The organism is Streptomyces sp. MNU76, from assembly GCF_020982545.1.
Taxonomy (GTDB): Bacteria; Actinomycetota; Actinomycetes; order Streptomycetales; family Streptomycetaceae; genus Streptomyces.
This window is the reverse complement of the sequence record NZ_JAJKLK010000003.1, coordinates 1,438,582-1,462,362: the sequence shown is the minus strand read 5'-3', so window position 1 is coordinate 1,462,362 and position 23,781 is coordinate 1,438,582. Positions and strand designations below refer to the sequence as shown.

21 protein-coding genes are annotated in these 23,781 nt (G+C 69.6%); 12 read left to right on the top strand and 9 right to left on the bottom strand.

Translation table 11 applies throughout. The features are described 5' to 3' along the window. Nucleotides 1-4: 4 nt before the first annotated feature. The 6 genes from E4N62_RS12935 to E4N62_RS12910 all read right to left on the bottom strand — a co-directional run bounded on the left by E4N62_RS12935 (nt 5) and on the right by E4N62_RS12910 (nt 4,898). Complete coding sequence (locus E4N62_RS12935) at nt 5-289, bottom strand: hypothetical protein (RefSeq protein ID WP_230214013.1); 285 nt, start codon at nt 287-289, stop codon at nt 5-7. Further along, nucleotides 273-1,115: an SAM-dependent methyltransferase gene (locus E4N62_RS12930; RefSeq protein ID WP_230214012.1), complete on the bottom strand. Its 843-nt coding sequence runs from the start codon at nt 1,113-1,115 to the stop codon at nt 273-275. The genes E4N62_RS12935 and E4N62_RS12930 overlap by 17 nt, the downstream gene beginning before the upstream one ends. Further along, complete coding sequence (locus E4N62_RS12925) at nt 1,105-2,274, bottom strand: protein-L-isoaspartate O-methyltransferase (RefSeq protein WP_230214011.1); 1,170 nt, start codon at nt 2,272-2,274, stop codon at nt 1,105-1,107. Before E4N62_RS12925 ends, E4N62_RS12930 begins: the two co-directional genes overlap by 11 nt. After that, nucleotides 2,271-2,762 (bottom strand): LuxR C-terminal-related transcriptional regulator, encoded by a 492-nt coding sequence (locus tag E4N62_RS12920; protein ID WP_230214010.1) that lies wholly within the window; start codon nt 2,760-2,762, stop codon nt 2,271-2,273. Before E4N62_RS12920 ends, E4N62_RS12925 begins: the two co-directional genes overlap by 4 nt. Nucleotides 2,763-3,075: 313 nt before the next feature. Next, nucleotides 3,076-3,765 carry a DUF6415 family natural product biosynthesis protein gene (locus E4N62_RS12915; protein WP_230214009.1) on the bottom strand — a complete coding sequence of 230 codons (690 nt, stop codon included), beginning with the start codon at nt 3,763-3,765 and terminating at the stop codon, nt 3,076-3,078. 632 nt (nt 3,766-4,397) lie between these two features. Further along, a complete protein-coding gene (locus E4N62_RS12910) occupies nt 4,398-4,898 on the bottom strand; it encodes an ATP-binding protein (RefSeq protein WP_230214008.1) in 501 nt (166 codons plus the stop codon). A gap of 162 nt (nt 4,899-5,060) precedes the next feature. Here E4N62_RS12910 and E4N62_RS12905 point away from each other — a divergent pair, with 162 nt between their 5' ends. Both E4N62_RS12905 and E4N62_RS12900 read left to right on the top strand, forming a co-directional pair. Further along, nucleotides 5,061-6,461 carry a helix-turn-helix transcriptional regulator gene (locus tag E4N62_RS12905; RefSeq protein ID WP_230214007.1) on the top strand — a complete coding sequence of 467 codons (1,401 nt, stop codon included), beginning with the start codon at nt 5,061-5,063 and terminating at the stop codon, nt 6,459-6,461. Continuing rightward, on the top strand, nt 6,458-7,339 hold the full coding sequence (locus E4N62_RS12900; protein ID WP_230214006.1) for an aminoglycoside phosphotransferase family protein: 882 nt from the start codon (nt 6,458-6,460) through the stop codon (nt 7,337-7,339). Before E4N62_RS12905 ends, E4N62_RS12900 begins: the two co-directional genes overlap by 4 nt. A 184-nt stretch (nt 7,340-7,523) precedes the next feature. Here the strand turns inward: E4N62_RS12900 and E4N62_RS12895 are convergent, their stop codons facing one another. Continuing rightward, nucleotides 7,524-7,682, bottom strand: coding sequence for a hypothetical protein (locus E4N62_RS12895; RefSeq protein WP_230214005.1), 159 nt, complete (start codon nt 7,680-7,682; stop codon nt 7,524-7,526). An 826-nt stretch (nt 7,683-8,508) separates the two neighbouring features. On the opposite strand from E4N62_RS12895, the gene E4N62_RS12890 reads away from it, so the two are divergent. The 9 genes from E4N62_RS12890 (at nt 8,509) to E4N62_RS12845 (ending at nt 20,239) form a co-directional block, all read left to right on the top strand. Beyond that, complete coding sequence (locus E4N62_RS12890) at nt 8,509-9,621, top strand: hypothetical protein (RefSeq protein WP_230214004.1); 1,113 nt, start codon at nt 8,509-8,511, stop codon at nt 9,619-9,621. Beyond that, nucleotides 9,614-10,921, top strand: coding sequence for a cytochrome P450 (locus E4N62_RS48660; RefSeq protein WP_230214003.1), 1,308 nt, complete (start codon nt 9,614-9,616; stop codon nt 10,919-10,921). The genes E4N62_RS12890 and E4N62_RS48660 overlap by 8 nt, the downstream gene beginning before the upstream one ends. Beyond that, nucleotides 10,918-12,201, top strand: a complete 1,284-nt coding sequence (locus E4N62_RS12880; RefSeq protein WP_230214002.1) for a hypothetical protein — start codon at nt 10,918-10,920, stop codon at nt 12,199-12,201. The genes E4N62_RS48660 and E4N62_RS12880 overlap by 4 nt, the downstream gene beginning before the upstream one ends. 41 nt (nt 12,202-12,242) lie before the next feature. Beyond that, entirely contained in the window at nt 12,243-13,367 is a 1,125-nt protein-coding gene (locus E4N62_RS12875) for a glycosyltransferase family 9 protein (protein WP_230214001.1), read from the top strand. Nucleotides 13,368-13,436: 69 nt separating this feature from the next. After that, entirely contained in the window at nt 13,437-15,152 is a 1,716-nt protein-coding gene (locus E4N62_RS12870; protein ID WP_230214115.1) for a carbamoyltransferase C-terminal domain-containing protein, read from the top strand. Between the two features lie 87 nt (nt 15,153-15,239). Beyond that, nucleotides 15,240-16,622, top strand: a complete 1,383-nt coding sequence (locus E4N62_RS12865; RefSeq protein WP_230214000.1) for a GDSL-type esterase/lipase family protein — start codon at nt 15,240-15,242, stop codon at nt 16,620-16,622. 89 nt (nt 16,623-16,711) lie between these two features. Then, nucleotides 16,712-18,673 (top strand): PfkB family carbohydrate kinase, encoded by a 1,962-nt coding sequence (locus E4N62_RS12855; protein WP_374116974.1) that lies wholly within the window; start codon nt 16,712-16,714, stop codon nt 18,671-18,673. Next, nucleotides 18,670-19,647, top strand: a complete 978-nt coding sequence (locus E4N62_RS12850) for an NAD(P)-dependent oxidoreductase (protein WP_230213999.1) — start codon at nt 18,670-18,672, stop codon at nt 19,645-19,647. Before E4N62_RS12855 ends, E4N62_RS12850 begins: the two co-directional genes overlap by 4 nt. Nucleotides 19,648-19,699: 52 nt before the next feature. Beyond that, nucleotides 19,700-20,239: an HAD-IIIA family hydrolase gene (locus tag E4N62_RS12845; protein ID WP_230213998.1), complete on the top strand. Its 540-nt coding sequence runs from the start codon at nt 19,700-19,702 to the stop codon at nt 20,237-20,239. A gap of 149 nt (nt 20,240-20,388) precedes the next feature. Here the strand turns inward: E4N62_RS12845 and E4N62_RS12840 are convergent, their stop codons facing one another. After that, nucleotides 20,389-21,027: a nucleotidyltransferase domain-containing protein gene (locus E4N62_RS12840; protein WP_230213997.1), complete on the bottom strand. Its 639-nt coding sequence runs from the start codon at nt 21,025-21,027 to the stop codon at nt 20,389-20,391. A 228-nt stretch (nt 21,028-21,255) separates the two neighbouring features. Here E4N62_RS12840 and E4N62_RS12835 point away from each other — a divergent pair, with 228 nt between their 5' ends. Then, the gene (locus tag E4N62_RS12835; protein WP_374116982.1) at nt 21,256-22,491 is read left to right on the top strand and encodes an IS701 family transposase; all 1,236 of its coding nucleotides are present in this window, start codon (nt 21,256-21,258) and stop codon (nt 22,489-22,491) included. A gap of 429 nt (nt 22,492-22,920) precedes the next feature. On the opposite strand, the gene E4N62_RS12830 is transcribed toward E4N62_RS12835, so the two are convergent. After that, the gene (locus tag E4N62_RS12830; RefSeq protein ID WP_230213996.1) at nt 22,921-23,547 is read right to left on the bottom strand and encodes a hypothetical protein; all 627 of its coding nucleotides are present in this window, start codon (nt 23,545-23,547) and stop codon (nt 22,921-22,923) included. Nucleotides 23,548-23,781 lie beyond the last annotated feature (234 nt).

The window sequence follows — 23,781 nt, the reverse complement described above, 5'->3', positions numbered from 1 at the left end:
CTGTTCACCGCTGGCCTGCCAGATGGGGGTGCGGCTGACACCGACTCGCGTCCGGGCACCATGGCGTGGCATCGGCCAACCGTCCCACAAAGGGGTTTATGGGAACGCGCGAGAAGGGACGGGTATTGGGCATGCGGATCTCCGGGGTGCAGACGTGACGTCCAGCGTCAGTGACCGCGACGCCCGGGTGCCCGTTTCCGGACGCCACGGATTCTAGCCGGGGCACCATGGGGAGTTGGCTGGTCACCGGCTTGATCACGTCGGTCTGCTGATCAAACAGCTCGGCCATGCGCGGCCTCCTTTCGGGCCGTGCCGGCGTACGAGGCTGCCTGGGGCAGGACCGGGTATTCGAGTGCCAGTGTCTGTGGCGCGGTCAGGCCCGGGGCGGTCAGTTGCCAGCCGTCGAACAGCCGGGCGATCTGTTCCTTCGTCCGCAGGTGGACGGGGCAGCCGGCCGCCGTCAAGGTCTTGGCGAATCGGCGTACGGGTTTGCCTGAGACGTCGGCGGTGGCGTGCGTGATGACGAGAGCGCTGCCGGTGGCGGCGACGTGTTTGTACTGGTCGACGAGGACGGTCAGGGGCTGCGCCGCGGTGTCCTCGATGTGGTGGAGCACGCTGCCGAGGAGAAGGATGACCGGTTCTCGCCAGTTGATCGTCTCCAGGATTTCTCTGGAAACGAGGATCGACTCGGGGGCGCGTACGTCGGCGCACAGGCTCGCCACGACAGCGGGTGCCTTGGCCGTCATCATTCCTTCGGCGTGGGCGTGCACCAGCACGTCGTTGTCGATGCACACGGCGCGGGCGTCGGGATGAATGCGGGTCAGGACATCCACCGGCGTTGGGCCGTGGGGAAGGCCGCAGCCGAAGTCGACCAGCTGCCGGATGCCCGCGATGGCCAGGGCCTGCACCATCAGGAGCACGTACATGCGCTCGTGGCGGACGGCGCTCTCCAGGAACGGCATGCGGTCGGCAGCCCGAAGGGCCCCGTCACGGTCGACGATGTAGTGGTCTCGCCCGCCGAGCAGGTAGTTCTGCATCCGGGCGCTCGACGGCCGCGACTGCAACTCGCCGATCGCTGCGGAGGGGTGGAGGAGCATCGGATGGTCAGGTCGCATGCCGCTCCACCTCGCTGGTGATGGTGTGGAGTTCGGGCAGACACCACGACGGACCGTCCGGTGCACCGAGCCACAGAGTGTGTTCGGTCTCCGTGATCGTCACGCCCAGCTGCTCAACCTCTGGTTCTCCGGCCGTGTGCCACTGACCGAGCGCGTCAAAGAGGTCAGAGCCGAGATCGCGCGGCCCCCACTCGTAGATGCGGGGGGAGTGGAGGAAGACCAGTGCCCGAGACGCCTGGTGGTCATGAATACGCAGGCGGTCGGCAACGTCGCCTTCGAGCTGCGCAACGCCGCGCACCACCTGCATCCGAAGGTCAGGGCGAAGCAGGCCGGCGAACAACCTGGCCGCCGGCCGTACGTGCGCCCCCCTCGCGTCCAGGGCTTCCGACGCCCTCGGGCTGCCCTGCGACTCGACGGAGATGCCCTCACCAGGGCGGTGCTCACGCAGCCACACCGTCTGCGGAGCCGGTCCGGCGTGGAAACGGCCACTGGCCGACGCCCCGTCCCGCGCCACCGTCAGGACGAGCAGCGTGCTGGATCCGCCCAGAGCGGTACGGACGGGCAAGCACAGCCGGCCCCCCGGACGAACCCGGGTGACCCACTCCCACGGCACACGGCGTACCGCACGATGGGACAGAAGCCCGTGGAACGAACCCGCTGGTCCCAAGACCCCGGCCTGAGATCCGCTGACCACCCGAACCCGTGGGTAGGGGCGCAGGCGCTGCCGGACGATCTCGGCGAGACGTTCTGTGTCCGCGACCGTCACCACCTGGCCGCCCTGGAGAAGGTGCTCCAGAGAGGCTGCCGTCCAGCCGCAGTCTGTGCCGATCTCGGCAACGGCCGTCCCCTGCGTTGGAGCGAGCGCGGCCAGGCGCGCCGCAACGTCTTCCTTGGACGGGATCACTCCCGTGACGATGCCGGGGCCGCCCTCCCCACCATCGTCCACGTCGAACACGAGCATCTCGGAGCGATGGACGAACTTCGCCCACTCGCCGGCGTTCTTACTCCGGTCCACCCTGCGCCAGCGACCACCTCGATGCGTACGGATCACGTTGGGCACGAAGTCCTGCCGCCGGTCGCAGGTGAACACGTCCCCCGCGTGCTCGTGAACGCAGCCGCCTTCCGGTCGCAGGCTGCCGACCTCGGCGCGGGCGTTCATGCCTGTCCTGCCACGGCGACGACGTCTCCGGAGTCTTCACGGCCGGTCGCGGGGCCCAGGAGACGCAACTGCCACCCTCGCGTGACCGCGTGCGCAGCCGAGGAAGCTCCCAGCGCCCGCAGCAGGCGTCGAGCGTCCTTGCGCACGCCGTCCAGCGGACGCTTCGCGCCGGCCGCGATCTCCTCGACGGTCTTTCCGCCGGCGAGTCCTGCCAGGACTGTGCGCTGTTCCTTGGGCAGCTCGACGACGTAGTCCACGGGTCCGGGGACGTCCAATTGCCCGTGACGGTAGGCGAGGTCAACCATGCCCGCCCGTTCGGAAGTTCCGAGCTTTCCGCCGATCCGGAGGATGTACGTCTTGACCGTGCTGTCGGACACTCCCATGTCGCAGGCCGTCTCTGCGGTCGTCCTTCCCTGAGAGATGCCCAGCAAAGCCTCCCGCTCTTGAGGGGAAAGCGGCGGCGAGATGGTCTCGTCCGGGGCCGGCATGGTCCTACTCCTTCGGTGTTCGGGCACAGTCGTCGTCATATCGGGGCCGGCCCACTTCGCTGGTCGGCTCGTTGGGGGCGTGAGCTACGACCCGTCGTAGAGCTGCAGGGCGAGTTCGGCGAGGATGCAGATGGTGGGCAGACTGATAGCGGCAGCGAGGAGGACGGCGCCCCGGTGCGCGCGAGCCTGTCGCCAGCCACGTCGAACGCGCCCTGGAGCCGGCTCGTCTCTCCGGGGGGAGCCCGAATTCGGTGGGTAGGCCGGAGCACGGTGAATCCGCTGAGGGTGGGCCACGCGATGAGACCTGGCCATGTCACTCACCGTCCCGCTCGCAGTCCTGTTCGGCGTAGCGCAGCAGGACCTCGGTGTGGACTGCGAGACGGAATGCGTGCTCCCTCGCCGCCTTGAGCCCCTCGCCCGGAGCGACGTCGCGGGCCTCCTGCGAGCGCTCGATCGCCTCACCGCATGCGGTCCACCCGCGACTCCCGGCGGAGAGCGATTCCAAGTGGATCGAGACGTAGGGGACGAGCGCCGTGACGTAGCCGCTGAGCGCTCGTGTGACCGCCGCGAGGGTGCGCGGATGCGGGTACACCCCCGCGTGCTTCCAGGACTTCGCCGCACGAATGGCTTCGCGGATACGCGTCGAATCGAACCCGGCGCACACAGTCCTGCCCCAGCCGTCGACCACGTCGTCAGAGGCGTCGACAGCAGGAAGGACGGCGAGCAGCTCCCGCCCGACCTCGGACATCCGCCGGTGCAGGGACGCCGCACGCACGGCGTCGCCGGGAATCTCTTCGTCGAGTAGGGCACGCACGCGTACGACCAGTCGATCGTCTTCCAGAGGAGGCTCGTTGGGATCGAGGGGAACGACTGCTCCGAGTAGCCGCATCAAGTGGCCGCGCATAAACAGCAGTTGGACGTGTCGCTCGTCCGGGTCTTCGCTGACGGAGGCGGTCTCGCCGAAAACCAGTCTGGTCACTTCGCGATGAAGGGTCTCCTGCACCGCGAGAGGCGACGGTCCGGGTGCGAGGGTCGATACAACGGTCCGCAGTTCACGGCCCAGTTCCCTGAATGAGCCCTCAGGCCAGGACGCGCCGTCCCCCTGCCGACCGCCGATTGTGGGGGCTGAGGTCGTGGTGCGAGGCATAAGGGCAACTCCATTAGTGAGATCGGAAGTTGGCGACCAGGGAGCCACCTCGGCGGCCCCCAAAGAGGAGCCGCCGAGGCATTTCGAGCCGCCACTCGCCGACAAGGGCGGTTCGTTCAAGGAAGACACGGCGCCGCGAGCTACACGGACATCGTTCAGGGAGCTCGGAGACGCCGGTACCGCCGCACAGGACTCGGTCGGGACGTCCTGGGACGTCCCACGAGTCGAATCAACATTCAGACCGAACTTGCCCCTGCAAAGCAGACGTCGAGCAAAGGAGAGCTGGCTCGACGGACGGGTGAACCGGCGGGCTGCGACGTCATGCCGATCGTCCTTCCTCCTCCCCCTATGCCGTAGACAGCAGCCGTAATGCGGTCGACGGCATCGTGATCTGGTACACCAGCACTTCTGACGCCGAGGGGACGTGGACGAGGGCGGTGTCGGCCTGCTCAACCGGCGCGAGAGCTCTCTGGTCGTCTCCCGGCCCGTCATGACGTCTCCCTTGCCTGCGGCTTCCCGTTCGTGCCGTTGTTGCTGATAAGGAAGGTCGCCCACACGTCCTTCCCGCCCTTGAACGGGGAGCAGCCGAAGTCGTCGGCGAACGCCATGACAAGGGGCAACCCCCGGCCGTGCTCAGCCTCATGTTTTGCGCGAATCGGCTTGGGCAGCGCGGGATCGAAGTCGCGCACGCAGACGTTCAGTGCCCCGGGGAGGCGGGTGAGCGTCAACTGCGTGTTCCTCATCCCGGTGCGCGAGGTGGGTTGTACGTGCCGCAGGACGTTGGTCAGCAGTTCCGTAACCACGAAGGTCGTACCGTCGGTCAGATCAGCCAGGCCCCAAAGCTTCAGGTGGGCGCGCACGATGGTCCTGACGATGGGCACGGCCAGCTCGGTCACATCGAGGTCTATCGCCAGATGTCCCGGGGTACTGCGCGTCGTAGCGCGCACGCCGGTGGCTGGCGCAGCGGATACTTCCAAGAGGTCGGCCATCACAGGTCCACTTCGGTCTGGTGGAATCCTCAGCAATGAGGTTTGACTGCGGTGTGTACTGGTGCGGAACCGGTCAGCCACCATTCAGTCAGGCCATGAGACCCGCGTGCAGATCCGGATGCGGAGACCTGAGATATCCGCATCACGACCCAGGGACCGTCGATGCCGCAGCCAGAGAAAGCGCTCAACCCAGACGCCTCACCGCAGGAGTGGTTCGGTGCAGAACTGCGCTACTGGCGCAAGCGACATCCCGGTTTGCGTGCCGCTCAGCTAGGGCCAATGGTGCAGGTCAGCCCCGATGTGATCTCCAAGATTGAGAAGGGGCAATACCGGTGCCGGTACGACCTCGCGGAGCGCCTGGACGCGGTCCTCGAGACCGGCGGCGTGCTCACCCGCGCTTGGGGCATGGTGTTTGGCGATGCGGATAAAAAACGGCGCGAAGCGGATAGTGCCCGCCGGGGACCGGCGGAGGGGACCCTTCAGGTCCACGAAGGACGCATCCTGGGCAGAGACACCTCAGTCCCGCTACCTGGGAGCCTTCCGCCAGTGGACCGACGCGCTTTCCTGGCCACCACCAGCCTTGCCGCCATCACTCCGATAGACCTCGCCAGACTCGTAGCCCCGGCCGCACCGCCGGAGCTCCCTAAGCGGATTCGCCCCACCGAGCTTGAGCAGTTGCGCCTCATCGCCGACGGCATTCACCGCTGGGACAACGCCCAAGGTGGCGGAGGTCTGGTCGGCGACTTCGCCAGCCGCTCGATGGAGTGGGCAGTACAGCTGCTGTCCGTCGACTGCCCACCACGGCTTCGCCAGGACCTCCTCGGCAGCGTCGCGCGGCTGGGTATCGTCGTCGGCGCCACGCACTTCGACGCCTACGCCCACGATGAAGCCCGGGTTGCCTTCAAGGTCGCGTCCGAATGTGCGGAGGAGGCCGGGGACTGGTGGCTGCGAGCCAAGACGTTCTCCTTCCTGGCTCGTCAGGCGATCTGGCTCGACGATCCGGACGAGGGGCTGACCTACGCCGAGAAAGGGCTGGTGCGCTCCGACCGGCTCACCCCGACCATTCAGGCCATGCTGCACAGCGCCCGCGCCCGCGCTTTCGGGAAGATGCACGACGTACAGGGGACCTTGGCCTCAGTCGGCGCGGCCGACGACGCATTCGCCTACTCGAACCCGGCCGATGACCCGCCGTGGATGGCGTACTACGACGAGGCGCAGCACCACGGCGACACAGCCCATGCGCTTTGGGATCTAGCCATCCACGCCGACCAGGACCCGGGCCGGGCCGCGGAACGGTTCACAACGGCGGTCGCTGGACACAGCGACGACTACGCCCGCTCTCGTGGGATCTCCCGTACGAAACTCGCGTCGCTCGTTATGGCGAAGGGAGACCCCATGCAGGCCATCGCTATCGGCCACAAGGCGCTCAGCGATGTCGGCCGCCTCACCTCGCGTAGGGCGGGCGACGACCTCAAGGAACTCCGCCGATTCGCCGCAGAGCACCGCACGTTGGAGGAGGCGGCACACCTCCGTCAGCGAATCACGACTACTTTGCATGCATGACGATCTCGGCTGGACCCACCCGTGCCGTACTGGAAGAGGCTTGCGCCCTCGCCGGGCTCAACCCCGCAGGGGCCGAGCCCGTTCGCATCGCCGAGAACGAGATCTGGCGCCTCCCCGGCAAAGTGGTTGTCCGTATCGCCCGCGCAGGCCAGTGGAAGGCCGCGGTGCGTGAGGTCCTCGTGGCTCGGTGGCTTGCCGACAACGGGGTGTCGGCCGTCCGCGCGCTGCCGGCCGAGCAGCCCGTCGAGGCTGCCGGACGACCCGTGACGTTTTGGGTCGAGCTTCCGGCGCATGAGACCAGCAACGTCATGGATGTCGTCACGCTGCTGAAGCAACTTCACCCACTGCCGGTCCCGGATCTGCCGCTCGACCGGCTGGACCCGTTCATCCGTGTGCCCGAGCGGATCGAGGCGGCCACGTCGCTGTCGGAGGACGATCGCGCATGGTTGCGGGATCGGCATGCGGAACTTCGCGAGCACTGGGAGCACCGGCCCCACGGCCTGCCCGAGTGCGTCGTGCACGGTGATGCGTGGGTGGGCAACGTCGTACGCACGACGGCCGGGCCGGTAATGCTGGACTTCGAGCGGGCCTCTGTCGGGCCGCCAGAGTGGGACCTGGTGTCCACCGCGGTCAAAATGACCACGACCGGTGCCGTCACTGCGGCCGAGTACGCCGAGTTCTGTGCGGCGTACGGCACGGACGTCACGCAATGGGAGGGGTACGACCTCCTCGCCGGTGCCCGCGAGTTGCGCATGACCACCTACGCGGCCCAGCACGCCGCGATGCGTCCCCAGTGGCAAGCCGAGGCTCAGTATCGCGTTGACTGCCTGCGCGGCCGTGCAGAGCCGCGCCCCTGGCGCTGGAAAGGAATCATGTAGCGGAGGACGTCTTCCAGGAATTCGGTCGGACGTTCCAGCCCACCCCTCGCTCTGCGTGAACTCGCTTGTGAGCGGTCCGTCGCGGTCGACCGGCGGAAGAGGGGAAGCAAGCACCACTTGATCTGCGACGGCCACGGCAGTCGGTTCAAAGTCATCACGATCGCGGCGAACGTCAATGTCACCGTCACGGCTGCGTGATTTTGCTGGTGTCCACGAATAGGCCGGCGAAGATCGCAACGCACGTTGCGACTACCCAGTGGGCGCGCTGGAGCAGGACACGGCCGTCATGGAGGACAACGGCCTTGGCCGCGTTGCGGACGGTCGTGGTAATGGTTTCAGCCACGCGGGCTCCCACTCTTGCTCGGGGGTTGAGGTGTTCAGCGTTCAGTCTTACCGAAGCCGAGGCGGCGTCCGGTGGCCGTGGCCCCAGATCAGCCGCCAAGGCCCAGGCAGCCGGACGAGGGACTGGAAGGGAGCTGGCCGCGACGACCGCGACCGGACGCGCTGGCACAGCGTGTGGTGCTGGCTCAGTGGTGGCGGGCGGGATAAAGCCGTGGTGCAGAGCCGGTGCTAGGGCGAGCGACCGGGCGGTGGTGATGCGGCCGTGGAGCAGACGCCAGCTGCGGCGAGCCCGGCCCAGAGAGGGCTTGCCCACCAGACGCTGGCCACGGCGGCGGTCAGCAGCGGTGCGCCGATGAGCCAGGCGGTTTTCGTCACATGGCCCTTGCCGCACAAGCCAGATAGACTCGCCGGAGTCCGGCAACGGGCACCCGGGTCGTCGCGGTCATAGGCGGCAAGTGGATTGATTCGTCGTCCCCTGGGAGGCCCCGTCATGCTGTCCACGCCGCCCACGGCGGACCGTCGGCTACCCAGTGGAATCCGCTCTGCTCACTCTTCGAGTGTGCCGGTGCCTTCTTCACCCTCAAGGCGAGCGTATGTTCCTCCATCGCTACAGCTCCTAGGCCATCGGAGTCCTCCACATTCGGATGCGCGGGCGTTGCGTATCGCAGTGTTGTCGTCTGTCCGGTTCGCACTCAATGGGCTGGCGGTTCGAGGCCGTCTTCCCAAGCATTGAATCTTCGGCTCTTCTGAGGATTCGTGACGGCTGCGCCGCGCTTCCGGTCCGCGGGCAGACCCGATTGATCGACCGGGGATCAAGGGGGCTCCTCATGCCTGAGCACGCGCTCGACTCGCCGGTGACGGTGAAGGACCTGCGTCGCCGGATCGGTGATCTGTCCTTACAGTTACGCACTTCGGGGACGCAGAAGCCGGCGGAGCCTCGGTTCGTCGACTACGACATGATCCGGCTGCCGCACGGTGACGTTGTCGGCCGAAAGAAGGTCATCGTCATGTCGGGCGGCTGCTCGGTGCCGACCTGCACGATGTGCCCTTTCACCAATCTGAACAACTACGGCATCCACGGCGGGACCTCGCGCGAGAGTCTGCTGGATCAGGTACGTCACACCCTGGAACGGACCGAGGGCGAGCCGCCGTACGAGGTGCTCTCCCTCTACAACGACGGCAGCTTCTTCGCGCCACGGGAGATCCCGCGAAACGTCCAGGTGGAGATCGCCCGGCTGGTCGCGGCGGCCGGGGTGAAGCGGCTGGTGGTGGAGTCGCTGCCGCAGTTCGTCACCGAGCGAGCGCTGACCCCGTTCGTCCAGGCCCTGGGCGAGGTGCGGCTGGAGATCGGGATCGGTTTGCAGTCCGCAGACGCGCTGGTGCGCGAGACGCTGGTGAACACCCGGATCTCCCAGGTCTCCTTTGAACGCGCGCTGATGGTGATGGTCCGCCTGGGAGTGGATCCGAAGATCTACCTGATGGTCAAGCCGCCGTTCCTGACCGACGGCGAGGCGGTGACCGACGTGGTGCAGTCGGTGGACTACCTGACCGGGCTCGGGGTCCAGGGGATGACGCTGTGCCCGACACGGGTGTCGCGGAACACGGTGGCGTGGGAGCTGTGGCGGGCCGGGCAGTACGTGCCGCCGAACCTGTGGACCGTGGTGGAGGCGATCCGGCGGGTCCATGAGCGGCTCGCGGTGCGGGTGGCGTGTGTGAACCTGCGGGGGACGGACTTCGAGTCGGTGTTCCCGGATGCCTGCCCTGTCTGCGCGGATCGGGTGGTGGACGCGCTGATGCGATTCGGAGAAACGGGCGAGGCCGACGATTTGCCCGAGGACTGCGCGTGCACGCCGCCACTGGAGGTGGCCGGGATCGACCACGCGGCCGTCACCGCCCGCGCGGCCCGGCAGTTGGACGTTCTGGAGCGGTCGGGTGTCTGAGCAGGCCGCGTCGGCGGCCTGCGGGTTACCCCCGCACCACACGGTGCGGAGTTTCGACCTGGACCCCCTGGGGGCCCTGGAGGAAGGACATCGTCGGCACGGGCCGGTCTTTCGGATGGCGGTCGACGGGCAGGAGACGGTGCTGGTGGGCACCTGGGCGGGGCTGGTTGAGCTGTTCGCCGGCGAGCGCGGTTGTCTGGAGGTGCTCAACACTCGGCTGGTGCATGACCTGTTCGGCCGCGCCTTGTTCAACCTCACTGGTGAGGGGCACGCAGATGCTCGGCGCAGGCTGCGGCCGGCGCTGTCGGGCCGGGCTCTGCCTGGATACTTGCCAGCCCTGCTGGAGGTGACGGACCCGGTGGCGGCCCGGTGGGCGCAGCACGGCGTGGGAGATCTGTACACGGAGGTGCGGGCGCTCACCGGCTCATTGAGCGCTCGGGTACTGCTTGGCATCGCTCCCGAGACGGCGGACGCGGCCGTGTTCGCGGCCGTGTTCGAGCCGTTCGTCGCCGGGTCCGGCGCTCCGCCGGGGCGGGACCGGTTCATGACTGGCCGCTACTGGGCGGGGCGTGCAGCCCGTCGGCGGTTGCATGCCCTGTTCACCCGCCGAGCGGCTGCGGCTGTCGCCGAGCCTGGTACGGACTCGGCGTTGGCAGGTCTGGTGGCCGCGTTCGCGGATGCGTCACAGGCGGTGGGCCCGCTGCCGGATCACCTGTTGGCGCTGCTGATCGCGGCGAGGGAGACGACGGCGAGCCTGATCACCTGGTGCCTGGTCGAGTTGGCCGCCAACCAGGAGCACGCGGTGCTCGCGCAGACGGAGGCGCACGTGGCCGTGGTTACGCCGGAGGTGCTGGCGCGGCGGGATGCCGTGCCCGTTTTGCGGGCAGTTCTCGCCGAGGCTCAGCGTCTCCACTCGCCGAACCTGCTCTCGTTGCGGGAGGCAGTGTGCCCGGTGGACCTGGGCGGCTACAGGATCCCGGCCGGTACCCGGGTGGCGTACTCCACGTCGGCCGGGCACTTCGACCCCGAGGTCTTCCCGCAGCCGCATACGTTCCGGCCGCTGCGGTTCCTGGACGGCGAGGCCCGCGGGGCGCGGCTGTGGGCGTTCGGCGGCGGCGCGCACGCCTGCCTGGGCCGGCCGCTCGCCGAGTTGATGGCTCTCACCGTCATGGCCTCGGTCCTTCACCAGGGCGTGCCGCGGCTGCCCGGTGGGGCGCCCAGCCGGATCCGCTACCGGCCGGCCAAGGCCCCACTCACTGCGGTGCCGCTCGTCCTCGACCGTCAGGAGATCGCTTCGTGACCCGCACCCCACCCGACGTGCTTACCGCCTTGCGGCAGGCGGCAGCCCACCACGACGCTGCCCGGCACCGGCTGCATCTGGTGCCGAGCGAGAATGGGCTGTCGCTGGCCGCCCGGGTGCCGCACCTGACGGAGGCCGCCGTGCGGTACGCCTTTCCCGGCCCCGACGGCGGAGGCGAGAACTGGGCGTGGCCGGGACGGCAGGATCTGGTCGATATCGAGCGTGCCGCGGCCGTGCGGATCGGCGCGCAGCTGGGCGCGCGCCACGTGAACCTCAAGCCGGTGTCGGGGGTTTCGGCGCTGACGGTGGCGCTCTCCGCGCTGGCCCGCCCCGGGGCGAGGGCGTTCAATCTGGCGGAGCGGGACGGCGGGCACGGCTCGACCCGCTTCATCGGTACCCGGCTGGGCCTGCAGATGGAAGATCTGCCGGTCGACCCGGCCACGTCCACCCTCGACCTGGACGCCCTCGCCCGTCTGCTGGGTGGCCAGCCGCGGCCGGAACTGGTGTACCTGGACGCGTTCATGTGCCTGTTCCCCGTGGACTTGTCCGGGCTGCGCGAGGTGGTCGGCGCCGACACGTTGATCCACTACGACGCCTCCCACACACTGGGCTTGATCGCGGGCGGCGCGTGGCAGAACCCGCTCGCGGAGGGCGCGGACAGCCTCGGCGGCTCCACCCACAAGACCTACCCGGGCCCGCACAAGGGACTGCTGGCCACCAACGACGCCCAGCTCGCGGCCCGGCTAGATGAGCACGCCTCGCACTTCGTCTCCCATCACCATCCGGCCGACGTCGTCGCCCTGGCCGTAGCCGCCGCCGAGATGGACGCCTGCGGCGCCGCGTACGCGGCGGCCACCGTCGCCAATGCCCGCCGTATGGGAGCGGGGTTGGCCGAGCGCGGGTTCACGGTGTGCGGGGAGAAGGGCGGGTTCACCGACTGCCATCAGCTGTGGATCGACATCGCCCCGCTGCTGGCCGCCGAGGAAGCCTCCCGTCGGCTGTTCGAGGCGGGGATCGTCGTCAACGCGATCCCGTTGCCGCACATCACCGCCCCGGCGGGGCTGCGCCTGGGCCTGCAGGAGGTGTCCTGGGCCGGGATGGACGCGGCGGGGATCGACGAGCTCACCGACATCTTCACCGCCGTGCTGCGCGACGGCCGCGACCCGGCCGCCGTGGCGGCGCGCACGCGCGCCCTGGTGGAGGCGCACCAGGGCGACGGGGCCGACGAGCAGGTCCTGCGCGTTGCTCTGGCGGCCGTCGGAGCCGGGGGTGCTGTGTGAGTCCGGAGCAACTCCCTGTCCGGGGCGCCTTCCTTGGCCCCGTGCACACCGTGGACACGTTCGAGATCCACTCGGACTGCCGGCACTTCGCCGGCGGGAGACCCTGCCGCCACTGGCGCCCGTGCCACGGCTGCCCGCATCGCGACCCCGTCGACCACCGGGTCCTGATCGTGATGCTCGGCCTGCTGGGGGACATGCTGATCGCCTCCCCCCTTCCCGCGCGGATTCGCGCCGAGAAGCCCGGCGCGCACATCACCTGGCTGGTGGACGAGGCGTGCGCGCCGATCCTGCGGATGAACCCGTACGTGGACGAAGTCCTCGTCCACGACTGGGAGGCCGCCGCCCAGCTGCCGTCGCGCCGTTTCGACGCGGTGTACTCCTTCGAGCGGACTCCGTCCGCGGCGGCGCTGGTCGACCGCATCGACGCCGGGCACAAGGCGGGGCTCGCCTTCGGCGGCCCCGACCACGTCCTGTATCCGATGGGCGCGGCGGCGATGCAGTTCTTCCGGCAGAACACCTGGAACGACTACCGCACGATCGGCAACCAGCAGACGTGGACGGAGCTGTACTTCGCCGTCTCCGGCTACACGTATGCGGGCGAGCCGTACGTCCTGGAAGTGCCGGAGGCCGCCCGGCGGCGCGCGGCCGGGCTTCTCGGGGAGCGGACCGGTCCCAGGGTGTGCCTGAATCTGGGCGGGTCGCTGCCGACGAAGCTGTGGCCGGCGCGGCACTGGGCCGAGCTCGGCGACGCCCTCGTCGACCACGGGGCGCAGCTAGCCGTCCTCGGCGGCCCGAGCGACCGCGACGCGTGCGAGGCCCTGGTGCGGCACCTGCGGCTGCGGGGTGCCGACGAGTCCCGGGTGGCGTACGCGCCGCTCAGCCTGGAGGAGGCCGCCGCGCTGCCGGGCCTGGTCGACGCGGTGGTGACCGGGGACTCCTTCGGCTTCCATCTCGCGCTCGCACACAAGAGGCCGGCCGTGCTGCTGCTCGGGCCGAGCAACGGTGCCGAGGTCATCCCCAAGCACGTGACGAACGTGACCGCGCTGCGCTCGATGCTGGCGTGCTCGCCGTGCGCCCACCAGGTTGCCTGCGGCGGGGTCGGCGGCTGCATGGACACCATCGACGTTCCGGCCGTCCTCAAGGCCACCCTCGACCACCTGACCTGACCACTGTCTGAACCCGCCCCGCGCCGCGGGGTGTTGGGCGACTGCGAGAAGGAGCACACGTTGGGAACCGTGCTGGGACTGGGCGGCCCGTACTACCACGATGCCTCCGCCTGTCTGGTCATCGACGGCCGCATCGTGGCCTTCGCCGAGGAAGAGCGGTTCTCCCGCCGCAAGCACCACAAGGACTCCCGCTCCTGCGCGGTGGCCGCGGCGTACTGCCTGTCCGAGGCCGGCATCACCCTCGACCAGGTCGACGAGATCGCCATCGCGTTCAACCCCGCCTGGCCCGAGCCGAGCGACACGTGTACGGACATGGAGCTGATCGCCGAACTCCTCGACCCCAGCCTGTTCGGCCATCACCGGCCCCGGCAGGTCACCGTGATCGAGCACCATCTCGCGCACGCTGCCTCGGCGTTCCACCCTGCCGGGTTCGACGAGGCCGCCGTCCTGGTGGTCGACGGTTCCGGCGACGGCATTTCCGCCACCCTCGCCCACGGCACTACCAGCGGGCTGAAGGTCCTGCGCCAGTTCCCCTTCTCCCAGTCCCTGGGCTGGTTCTACGAGACGGTCGCCGAACACCTCGGGCTCGGGGACTGGACCAGCTCCGGCAAGCTCATGGGCCTGGCCGGCTACGGCAACCCGAACCGCTACCAGCTGGACTTCCTCACGCCCCAGGCCGGGGGCTACCACCTGGACCTGTCCCGCTACGGGATCCGCCCCGACGAACCGGTCGAGGACCAGTACACCGACCTGCGCTACTACCGGCGTCTGAAGGCCGCGTACGCCGCCGCGTACACCGGCCTCGGCATCCCGCCCCACCGTCGCGCCCGCACCTACAGCGGGGGACGCGTCGTGCCCGACACGGGCTTTGGGCCCGAGCACGCCGACCTTGCCGCCTCGGCGCAGCACCTGCTGGAGCAGTGCCTGGCCGAGCTGGCCCGCGAAGTCCTCACGCTCACCGGGTCCCGGCGTCTGTGTGTCGCGGGCGGGGTCGGCCTGAACTGCTCCGCCAACGGCCGCCTTGCCGCCCTGCGCGGCGTAGATGAGCTGTTCGTCCAGCCAGCCGCCGGGGACGCCGGGTGCGCCCTCGGCGCCGCCCTTGAGGTCGCGGTGCGGCGCGGCGACCTGGCGCTGCCCGGTGAGGCGATGACCGCCGCCGCCCTCGGCCCCGCCTTCGACCCAGCTACTATCCGTGCGACCCTCAACGACTACGGCCTGGCCTTCCGCGACCACGGCGACGACCTGCCGACCGTGGTGGCCGGGCACCTGGCGCTCGGGTGCACCATCGGCTGGTTCCAGGGGCGCATGGAGGCCGGGCCCCGCGCGCTCGGCCGGCGCAGTATCCTCGCCGATGCCCACCACACCCGGGCCCGCGACCACATCAACGACCGCATCAAGCACCGGGAACCGTGGCGGCCCCTCGCCCCTGCCCTCCTGGAGGAGGCCGCGTCCGCTCTGATCGGTACGAGCGTCCCCCACCCGTTCATGATCGTCGCCCGGCAGGCGACCGAGGCCGCGCACCAGGTGATCCCGGCCGCCGTCCACTCCGACGGCACGCTGCGCCCGCAGACCGTCGCCCGCGACGACGCCGACCCGTACGCGCGCCTCCTCGCCTCGTTCGCCGAGCAGACCGGCCGGCCGCCCACGCTGCTGAACACCTCGTTCAACCACGAGGCCGAGCCGATCGTGTGCACCCCCCGCGACGCAGTCGCCACCTTCGCCGCCAGCCCCCTGGACGCACTCGCCATCGGCCCGTTCCTCGTACTCAAGGAGCAGCCGAACTGACTGTCCGACACCACCCGTTCACGGCCGGTAGGTTGAGGGCCGGCCCCGTGGCCATCATCCGCATCAAGCGAACAGGACCGATTCGCGATGACCAGCACCACCCCTGCCCCTTCCGAACTGCCGGCAGCCGACCGGCTGCGCGCCCAGCACGGCACGGCGCTCACCCTCGGCGAGGACTGCGACCTGCCCGACGACCTCGTGATCGAGCTCGACACCGGCGCCCACCTGACAATCGGCGACCGGGTCTGCATCCGGCGCGGGTCCACCATCCAGGTCCACCGCGGCGCCACCGTCACCATCGGCAACGACGTCGCCATCGGGGAGCACACCTTCATCTCCGCCATGGTCGGCATCAGCCTCGGCGACGGCGCGGCCCTGTCAAACATGGTCGACCTCCACGACCACAACCACCGCGTACGCACCGCCGCGAACGTGCCCACCGGGCAACTCGTGCCGTGGGCGTCCGGATTCGAGGCCGCGCCGATCATCATCGAGCCGGGCGCAACCCTGTCGAACAAGGTCACAGTCACCGGCGGCGTCCGCATCGGGGCGAACGTCCTGGTCGGGGCCAACGCGGTCGTCGCCCACAGCATCGCCCCCGACACGGTCGCCGCCGGCGTCCCGGCCGCAGTGCGCCGCCACTTCGACGGCGCCCCCGTCGCGAGCGAGGACCGGCGCACCCTGACCGTGGGGTTCTTCGGGACGAGCATCATGGAGCACCTCGAAGCGTTCAACGCGCAGATGACCACCCAGGCCAACCTGCCCGAGGTCGGCTCCAAGGTCACCGTCGAGGGCTGGCATCAGCGCGGCTGGGTGCACCGCCTCACGCTCTCCCTGCGCGGTGCCCACGCCCACATCGGCTTCGACATCCGCAATCACGGCGAGGGCGGTGCCACGAGCCGGGACATCGCCTCCCTCGTGGAAGCTGACAGGGCGACCACCGGCACCGACTACGACCTCGTGTTCCTCGGCTGCGGCATCAACGATGTCTGGCGTCGTTTCCAGAACCGGCTGTCCGAGGCGGTCGACCTCGATGAGTACACCCGGCACATCACCGCCATGCTGGAACAGCTGACCGGCTACTCCCGGCAGATCGTGGTCATCAGCGAGACCCCCTTCGGCCCGATCGAGGACCCCGGGACCGTTGCCGCCATGAACATCGAACTCGCCCGCTACAACGAGGCTGCCCGCAAGGCCGCCGCCGCTCACGGCGCACTGTTCCTGGACGTGTGGACCCCGTTCACCGCTGTCGCCCGTCACCTGCCCGCCGACGATCAGGCAGGCGGCGTGTGGAGCGACGGCGTCCACCTCACCGAACTCGGCGACACCGTGCTGCTCCAGCACGCCGAGCGCCTCCTCGCCGAACATCGCATCGTCGACAAGCTCCTGGACTATCCGCTCTTGGAGCGCGACCGCGCACTGACCGCGTACGGCCCGCTGTTTGCCCGCTACCGGCCCGCCGCGTCCTAAGCCCTCGGGGTGCCGGCGCTGGTCGGCGAGCGCCAGCACCCCGGCAACCGCCCCGACGCTGTCTACTTTGTCCTTCGAGGGAGTTGACCGTGCCCCAGCTGGGCCGCGCGCACATACAGGCGCTCTCCGTTGCGTTACCCCTGCTTGATGTCGCCCGCCTCCAGGCATGGGGCAGCCTCCTCGCCGGACGACTGCCCGCGGGCGGGCGACTGCTCGTCGCGGGCAACGGCGGCTCGGCGGCCGAGGCCCAGCACCTCACCTCCGAACTCGTCGGCCGCTTCCGCGCCGAGCGGGTGCCCATGTCCGCCATCGCGCTGCACGCAGATTCCTCTTCGGTGACCGCCATCGTCAACGACTACGGCGCCCAGGAGGTCTTCGCCCGGCAGGTCCGCGCACACGGCCGCCCCGGCGACGTCCTACTCCTGATCTCTACCTCCGGCACTAGCCCCAACGTGCTCGCCGCAGCCCAGGCGGGCCGGGAACTCGGCCTCACCGTCTGGGCGCTGACCGGCCCCGCACCGAACCCGCTTGCCGAGGCCAGCGATCAGGCGGTGTGCGTGGACGCCGAGCAGACCGCCACCGTCCAGGAGTGCCACCTGGTGGCCGTGCACGTCCTTTGCGCGGCCATCGACGCCCACCTCACCGGGCCGGCCGCGTCCAACGATGAACAGCTGGACGGCATGCGCCGGCTGGTGGTGGTCGGCGACGTGCTGCTGGACCGCGACATCACAGGCACGGCCGACCGCCTTTCACCGGAGGCCCCCGTACCGGTCATCGCCGACACGCAGGCCATCGACCGTCCGGGCGGCGCCGGACTGGCCGCCGTCCTGGCCGCCCGGGAGCCGGGCTGGCGCGTCACCCTCGTGTGCGGCCTCGGACAAGACACCCCTGGGGCCCGGGTCCGCACCCTGCTGGACCAGGCAGGCGTCGAGGTCGTCGACCTGGCCACCGCCGGCACCACCCCGGTCAAGACCCGTATCCGCGCCGCCGATCGCACCCTGCTCCGCTTCGACACGGCCACCTCCCCGCTGCGGTTCGGCCCGCTTGCGGACATCGCCCGCGCCCGGCTGGACGAGGCCGCGGCCGTGCTGGTATGTGACTACGGGCGTGGCATCGGCGCACACGACGAACTCCGCCAGGCCCTCACCGACGCGGCCCGCCGCTGCCCGCTGGTGTGGGACCCGCACCCCAAGGGGGCCGAGCCGGTCCCGGGGACGGCCCTGGCCGTCCCGAACGCGGACGAAGCCCAGGCCCTGACCGGGGACAGCGGGCCGCAGGAGCTCGGCGACGATGTCGGGCGGGGCGTGCGGCTTCTGGCCGAGTGGCCGGTCAAGCAGATCGCCGTCACCCAGGGGCGCAACGGCGCCGTCCTGATCGCAGACCCCTACTCCCACCCCCTGGTCGTCCCGGGCCGCCCGGCCGCTGGAGACACCTGTGGGGCCGGTGACCAGCTGGCCGTCACCGCAGCCGTGATGCTCGGTGCCGGACGGCTGCCGTCACACGCCGTGGCCGCGGCCGTCGATGCTGCGACCAGCTACGTCCAAGCAGGCGGCCCCGCCAGCCTGTACGTCCCGCAGCCCGCTGACCCGTCGGCGCCACTGGAGCTAGCCGCGCGGGTACGAGCGCGCGGCGGGAAAGTCGTGGGAGCAGGCGGCTGCTTCGACCTGCTGCACGCCGGACACCTCTCCCTCCTGCACCAGGCTCGTCGCCTCGGAGACGCCCTGGTGGTGTGCATCAACAGCGACGACTCCGTCCGCCGACTCAAGGGGCACGACCGGCCGGTCGTCGGCGAACGCGAGCGCACCGCGCTGCTGGAGGCGCTGGACTGCGTGGACGGCGTGCTCATCTTCGGCGAGGACACCCCCGAGAAGGTGCTGGCCGAGCTCCGCCCCGACATCTGGGTCAAGGGCGGCGACTATGCGGGCCAGCGGATCACCGAAGCCGACCTCGTGGAGAGCTGGGACGGTGAGGTCGTCGTGGTGCCCTACCTGGACGGTCACTCCACCACCAACCGCATCGACCAGCTCACCCAACAGGCAGGTGCCCGATGATCCCCGGAGGCAACGTATTGGTCACCGGGGCGGCCGGGTTCATCGGCCGGCACACAGTGGACGCCTTCCACCTCGCTGGACACCACGTCACCGCCATCGACCTGCGCCCAGCCCCCGACCACCTTGCCCGCAAGGCCCGCTGGCAGCGCGGCGACTTCGCCAGCCCGGCTCTCCTCGCCGAGATCACGGCCGGCCGCTACGCCACTGTTGTGCACCAGGCCGGCATCAGCGACACCCGCGCTCCGCACGGACCTGAGCTGGACGAGACCAACACCCTCGGCCCGCTCCGGCTGGCCGACGCTTGCCGCACCGGCGGCACCCGTCTGATCTACGCCTCCTCGCACTCCGTCTACGGCACCCTCCGCCACCGCACGCCGATCGCCGAGGACGCGGACTCTGACTTCTCCCGCTGCTCCGGGCCGCTCAACCCGTACGCCGCCTCCAAGCTCGCCCTCGACCAGCAGATGCGCGCCCGCCACGTCACCGGCCTCGATTGGGTGGGGTTGCGCTATACCAACGTCTTCGGCCCCGATGAAGCCGACAAGGGCCTGATGGCCTCGATCCTGTCCCAGCTCCTGCGCCAAGCCGCCCGCACAGGACAGATCCGCGTCTTCGACGACTCCCTGACCGCCGCCCGCGATTACATCCCCGTCGAGACAGTCACCGCCTCCATCGTTCAGCTCGCCGAGCAGCCGCCGGTGCCGGCTGGGGTCTACAACTTCGGTGGCGGTTACGCGACGTCCTTCGCGGACGTGGTGCAGTGGTGCGCCCGTTTGCACCGTGAGGCCACCGGTCGGCCTCTGCTCGTGGAGCTGGTACCGAACCCGGACACGGCCGCTTACCAGTACTTCACCTGCGCTGGCATGACTGCTCTCGACAAGGCCCTGCCCAACCGGCCGACCATCTCAGCCGAATCCATCGAAGCCCGCGCCGCCGAGTTGTTCGAGACCTTCCGCGGCAGTGAGACAGAATGAACCGGCGCCGTCCGCCCCGACAACAGGCGCTGGTCGGCCGCGCCGACGGGCGGTGTTCCTCGACCGCGACGGCACCCTCACCGAGCCCCGCCACTATCCCTCCCACCCCGACGAGCTGGTCCTACAGCCGGATATCGGCTTGCCATTGCGCGCCCTCCAGCACGCTGGCTTCGCCCTGGTTGTCGTCACGAACCAGAGCGGGCTGGCGAGGGGGCTGTTAGACACGGCAGCGTTGGACGCGATGCACCACCGACTCCGCGCTCTCCTCGCCCGACACGGAGTCCGGCTCGACGGCATCTACGCCTGCCCCCACCATCCGGACGGCACGGTGCCCCGATACCGCAGGCTCTGCTCATGCCGGAAGCCCGCCCCCGGCATGCTCCACCAAGCCGCCCACGACCTCGATCTCGACCTTTCCGCATCGTGGATGGTTGGCGACTCCTCCTGCGACATTAACGCCGGCCACAGGGCCGGAACCTGTACCGCACTCGTCGGCTCCCAGCCGCTGCCCGATGTGACGCCGGGCGTGCATCGAGCGACGACCTCCGACACTCTTTACGAAGTGGTTCGCTGCTTCCTCGCTGGCCGCTAGCGAGAAGGCGCCTCGTGCCACCGCGGCACCGAGCTCGGAGAACGTGCGCGAGTGGTGAGCCCGGGCGACCTCGTTTCAGGACGTGCCCTGTCAGCCAGTCCTCGCAGGCGGGATGGTCCTTGGCCATCCACTGGCGCGGCCCGCGCCACTCACCCCGCCAGTTCCTCCAGCCACGGATGCCCGGGATGTACGAGCGTCAGCCACTCACTGAGGACATCCCGCCGCGCCCGTCCCAGCAGCGGCAGCACTCCGGCGAAGTCCGCCTGATCCTTGGGGCGTGTCGCCTTGGCTTTGAACAGCAGCACCAACTCCGGCATCAGGTACGGGACTCCGTCCGCCGTTCGCTCAATGATCGCGTCGTACGGCAGCCGCAGCCTCTCGTCCCGCCGGAAGAGCCACGTCTCGCCCTCGTGCGGCTCGCGGAAGACGTCGAACAGGAACTGGCCGCTCGCTGGATCCCGCAGCCAGGTCTGGTGGGTGGCCGCCAGCGCCTCGGCTCCCGCGCCTGACCAGACCCGCCCGGAACCCACCGGGTCAAACACGTACTCGGGGAAGCGGTGCCGAATCTCCGGGAACCTGGCCGCGGGCACCGCGATCTCCAGATCGCCGTGCGGCCGAGACTTTTCCCCGCGAAACAGATCCAGCGCCCACCCTGCCGCGATGCACCAGGGCGCGCCGACCCCGTCCAACCGCTCAGCGACTTGTTCCGGACGCCAGGCATCCGCCCACCGGGCCTCCACTTCGTCCACATCGAGCACGGCGCCGCCGGGCGGCAGGAATTCGGTCATCGGCACAACCTACTGCCGCAACCCCACCCAGGTACGGCCTTTTGTCGGCACTGGAACCAGGCCCGCTACTAGTACTCCAGCAGTACTTCGTGGCTTGACCTGGGGAAACGTCGAGCGGTGGGAGTGTAGCGGGCAGGATGCCGTCACGGACGGCTTCTGCCCGCACGCCCCTCGAAGGAGTGCCCCCGATGGCAAGGTCGCCCCGGGCCTGGGAAGCCTCCGGTCGTGATCACAGAACAGGCAGCCGAGACCTGGGACCGCGACCTGGACCACCTCTTCACCACCATCGGGCACCACTTCGGCCGCGTCGAACCCCGCCGCCGGATGCGGGACTACGTGCGCGCACTGCTCGCCCCGGTAGCCCGCAAAAACAGCTGGCAGCTCGCCGAACACGCCGGCCACGCCACCCCCGACGGCCTGCAGCACCTACTCTCCCGCGCCCGCTGGAACCCCGACAACCTCCGCGACGACCTGCAGACATACATCGCTGAACAACTCGGCCGCCCAGACGGGGTGCTGATCGTCGACGACAGCGGCTTCCTGAAGAAGGGCACCACCTCCGCCGGAGTCCAACGGCAGTACTCCGGCACCGCTGGCCGCACCGAGAACTGCCAGATCGGCGTCTTCGCCGCCTACGCCAGCGCGGCCGGCCGCGCCCTGGTGGACCGGGAGCTCTACCTGCCCAAGTCCTGGACGGACGACCGTGACCGATGCCGCGCCGCCAAGATCCCCGACGAGCGGGAGTTCGCCACCAAGAACACCCTCGCGGCAACGATCGTCCGCAGAGCTCTGGCCTCGCCGCTGCCGGTCGCCTGGGTGACGGCGGACGCCGCCTACGGACAGGACAACCGCTTCCGCCGGATGCTGGAAACATCCGGCGTCGGCTACGTCCTGGCCGTCCCGAAGTCCCAGTTCTCCCTGGCCGGCCCGCGCATTGACATGGCCTTCGAGCAGGCCCCCGACCAGGCGTGGGAACGCCGTTCCTGCGGCGCGGGCGCGAAGGGACAGCGCGAGTACGACTGGGCGGCCGTGCAGTTGCGACCGGTTACCGAGTACGACCACCAGGACGGTGTGCTGATCCGGCGACGGTGGGCACTGGCGCGGCGCAGCCTGAGCCGCCCGCACGAGATCGCCTACTACCTCGGCTACGCGCCGCTGGATGTCGGCGCGGACGAGCTGGTGCGCGTGGCCGGCACCCGGTGGGCGATCGAGGAGTGTTTCCAGGCGGCGAAGAACGAGTGCGGCCTGGACCAGTACGAGGTCCGCCGCTACGTCGGCTGGTACCGGCACATCACCCTGGCCATGCTCGCCCACGCCTTCCTCGCCGCGATGAGCGCGCAAGCAGTCGAAAAGGGGGATCCATCAGTGAGGATGCCGAGGCCATCGCGCTCACTGTGGCAGAAGTGCGGCGACTCCTGGCAGCTCACGCACCCCGAGATCCCCGTGCCCGCACCCACGCGTTGAGCTGGTCGCACTGGCGCCGACGACGCCAAGCGGTGGCGCGCCGCTGCCACTACCGACGTCGGGGGCACTCCTTCGAGGGGCGTGCGGGCAGAAGCCGTCCGTGACGGCATCCTGCCCGCTACACTCCCACCGCTCGACGTTTCCCCAGGTCAAGCCACGAAGTACTGCTGGAGTACTAGGACGGATACGGCTGCACCCTTGATCTCCTTGGTCACTTTGGAAGAACCGATCCCTATCCTGTGACTTCCCGCGCTGGCCACGCCCGGAGGCGTTGCTCGGAGAACTGTCGCGTACGCGGAAGGCCAGAGCACGTTGTGGCGCCACCAGACCGACGTTCTGTGCAATTAAGTCGCCGTGTCGAGCCCCGGCGTCGGCGCTTTCCTCTACGCGCACTGTGGTCATTTCCTTCGGACTATTGTGCCGAAGCCCCTAGCACCGAATGGGACCGAGATCCCCGGGGAGGGCGGCAGCATGCTTCTCCTCCGCTATCCGCTGCTGGTCCCGGTGCAGGGCGTCCGCTCGGGCCTCGGGGGTGACGGCCTCGCCGAGGGCGATCGCCGCGCTGGTGACGGGTGTCAGCGAGTACCGGGCGGGAGAGCGGCTGGACCGCGTGGGTAGGTGCAGGCGGGCGACACCGGCCGGGAGTTCGGCACGCAGGGCACCGTGCCAGCGGATCCACAGGGCGGGGCGTCCCCGGAGGGCCTCGTCGCGGAGCTTGTCCACGGCGGTGCTGTCGTCCTCGCGGTCGATCTCCACGGCGACCGGAGGGCCCTCCTTGCGAACCAGGCGGAGATCCAGGTAGGCGGACCAGGGCGGCGACCAGTAGATGCGGCAGCCCCCGTTCATCTTGCGAGGCGGGTCGATGTAGCGCATTGGCGCTTCCCATCTGCTCCGCCAGCCTGACGCCTTCGCCCACTCTGCCACTGCGCGGGTGATGCACAGGGTTGCCTCCTTTCCCGTCAGACCGGTGAAGGCGAAGCGGTTCTCGGACAGGTACGCGCGTAAGGCAGCGGCGAGGATCTCGGACTCGCCGGCCGCCGTCAGTTCGAGGGCCATCCGCTGATTCTCCGCCCGGGCACTGACAACGACCTGGGCGCAGCTGCCGAACAGCGGGACCGCGCACGGACGTCGTTGCTCAACCTTTCGTGGATGGGGGGTCTCCGGGAGCCCGCACTCCCGATCACTGGGCGTACCTAGGGGCCTCTACAACGCGGCGAGCTGCGGTACCGGAGGCGAGGGCCAGGCAAGACCCGGAAGGGACCAAGACGTTGGTGTGCTGGACGGTGTTGA

Coding starts and splice junctions, on each gene's coding strand:
- E4N62_RS12935 (WP_230214013.1), bottom strand. CDS start 289: ATGGCCGAGCTGTTTGATCAGCAGACCGACGTGATCAAGCCGGTGACC.
- E4N62_RS12930 (WP_230214012.1), bottom strand. CDS start 1,115: ATGCGACCTGACCATCCGATGCTCCTCCACCCCTCCGCAGCGATCGGC.
- E4N62_RS12925 (WP_230214011.1), bottom strand. CDS start 2,274: ATGAACGCCCGCGCCGAGGTCGGCAGCCTGCGACCGGAAGGCGGCTGC.
- E4N62_RS12920 (WP_230214010.1), bottom strand. CDS start 2,762: ATGCCGGCCCCGGACGAGACCATCTCGCCGCCGCTTTCCCCTCAAGAG.
- E4N62_RS12910 (WP_230214008.1), bottom strand. CDS start 4,898: ATGGCCGACCTCTTGGAAGTATCCGCTGCGCCAGCCACCGGCGTGCGC.
- E4N62_RS12905 (WP_230214007.1), top strand. CDS start 5,061: ATGCCGCAGCCAGAGAAAGCGCTCAACCCAGACGCCTCACCGCAGGAG.
- E4N62_RS12900 (WP_230214006.1), top strand. CDS start 6,458: ATGACGATCTCGGCTGGACCCACCCGTGCCGTACTGGAAGAGGCTTGC.
- E4N62_RS12890 (WP_230214004.1), top strand. CDS start 8,509: ATGCCTGAGCACGCGCTCGACTCGCCGGTGACGGTGAAGGACCTGCGT.
- E4N62_RS12865 (WP_230214000.1), top strand. CDS start 15,240: ATGACCAGCACCACCCCTGCCCCTTCCGAACTGCCGGCAGCCGACCGG.
- E4N62_RS12850 (WP_230213999.1), top strand. CDS start 18,670: ATGATCCCCGGAGGCAACGTATTGGTCACCGGGGCGGCCGGGTTCATC.
- E4N62_RS12840 (WP_230213997.1), bottom strand. CDS start 21,027: ATGACCGAATTCCTGCCGCCCGGCGGCGCCGTGCTCGATGTGGACGAA.
- E4N62_RS12830 (WP_230213996.1), bottom strand. CDS start 23,547: ATGGCCCTCGAACTGACGGCGGCCGGCGAGTCCGAGATCCTCGCCGCT.